The organism is Protofrankia sp. CiT1, assembly GCF_917627335.1.
GTDB lineage: Bacteria > Actinomycetota > Actinomycetes > Frankiales > Frankiaceae > Protofrankia.
This window is the reverse complement of sequence record NZ_CAKJTP010000023.1, coordinates 2,625-4,272: the sequence shown is the minus strand read 5'-3', so window position 1 is coordinate 4,272 and position 1,648 is coordinate 2,625. Positions and strand designations below refer to the sequence as shown.

The window sequence follows — 1,648 nt, the reverse complement described above, 5'->3', positions numbered from 1 at the left end:
AGCCAGCCCAACCCAGGCCTCCGGCGACGCGAAAAACCAGCATCGCGCCGCCTTTGGCCACCGGACCCCCCCAGTCCCTGCTGCTAACGGCCCGCTGCCGGCGCCGCCAACAGCTGCGACGACTTGCGGGTCCGGATGACCTCGTCGATCAACCCGTACTCCTGCGCCTCGGCCGCGCTGAAAATCTTGTCCCGCTCGATGTCCCGACGGATCTCTTCCTCGGTGTGCCTGGTGTGCCTGGCGAGCATCCGCTCCAGCAGGGAGCGCATCCGCAGGATCTCCCTGGCCTGAATCTCGATGTCGCTGGACTGTCCCTCGCCCTGCCCAGAGGGCTGGTGCAGCAGGATACGGCTGTTCTCCAGCGCGAAACGCTTCCCCGGTGTCCCCGCTGTGAGCAGCACCGCGGCCGCGGATGCCGCCTGGCCCATGCAGATCGTCTGGATGTCCGGGCGGACAAACTGCATCGTGTCGTAAATAGCGGTCAACGAGGTGAACGATCCACCCGGTGAGTTTATATAGATCGAAATATCCCGGTCGGGGTCCTCGGACTCCAGGAAAAGCAGCTGCGCCATCACGTCGTTCGCGGAAAGGTCATCGATCGGGATACCGAGGAAAACGATACGTTCCCGCAGCAGCTTCTCATAAGGATTAAGGTAAAGATCACCACGGCTGGTCTTCTCGATGACACGCGGGATCCCGTAATGGCTGACGGGCAGCGCGTCGCTCGAGCTCTGGCCGATGATCGGTTGGTACATGGTGGGTGCCTCCGCGACGGCGGGTGGTGGTCGGTTACCGGATGTCGACGGTGTCGGCCGAGTGTCCGCGGGACGCGGCTAGCTGACCGAGCGCTCGCTGGGAACCTGGCGGGCCTGGGCCACGACGTGATCGACGAACCCGTAGTCCTTGGCCTCCTCGGCCGTGAACCAGCGGTCGCGGTCGGAATCCCGCTCGATCTGCTCGATCGGCTGGCCGGTGTGGAATGCGATCCGTTCCTGCATCATCCGCTTGGTGTAGAGCATCTGCTCGGCCTGGATGGCGATGTCGGAGGCGGTACCACCGATGCCGCCGGACGGCTGATGCATCATGATCTTCGCATGCGGAAGCGAATACCGCTTGCCGGACGCGCCCGCGCACAGCAGGAACTGTCCCATGGACGCGGCGAGCCCAAGCGCAACCGTCGCCACGTCGTTCTCCACGTACTGCATCGTGTCATAGATCGCCATACCAGCGCTGACGGATCCACCGGGAGAGTTGATGTAGAGGAAAATATCCCGGCTCGGGTCCTCGGCGTTGAGCAGCAACAGCTGGGCACAGATCGCGTTGGCGATCTGATCCTCGACCACCGAACCCAGGAAAATGATCCGCTCGCGGAGCAGTCGGTTGAAGACCTGTTCGTCGAAACCGACCCCACCCTGCCCCGGCGAACGCAGCTGTGGGGCGACCAGGCTCGGGGCTGCGATATTACCCACGGTTAGCTCCTCGGTTTCCTCGCGCTGACGACGGCTGATCTGACCGTCTCGACACTATCTGTGACCCGCGCTAGTTCCGGGACTTCACCCTCGATGTTCGCGCTGGGCGTGAGGGCGGGCTGGCCCAGCGGCGGTTAATCCGGGCATTGCGGGCAATCGACTCCCTGGAGAGGCTTAGT

The 1,648-nt window shown here is 63.8% G+C and carries 2 protein-coding genes; both read right to left on the bottom strand.

Annotated features, from left to right (window positions below):
* Nucleotides 1-83: 83 nt before the first annotated feature.
* Entirely contained in the window at nt 84-755 is a 672-nt protein-coding gene (locus MJ785_RS06375; protein WP_239308450.1) for an ATP-dependent Clp protease proteolytic subunit, read from the bottom strand.
* Nucleotides 756-833: 78 nt separating this feature from the next.
* Nucleotides 834-1,469, bottom strand: a complete 636-nt coding sequence (locus MJ785_RS06370; protein ID WP_305039257.1) for an ATP-dependent Clp protease proteolytic subunit — start codon at nt 1,467-1,469, stop codon at nt 834-836.
* Nucleotides 1,470-1,648 lie beyond the last annotated feature (179 nt).

Excerpts from the sequence above, each read along its gene's own strand:
- MJ785_RS06375 (WP_239308450.1), bottom strand. The coding sequence starts at position 755 with ATGTACCAACCGATCATCGGCCAGAGCTCGAGCGACGCGCTGCCCGTC.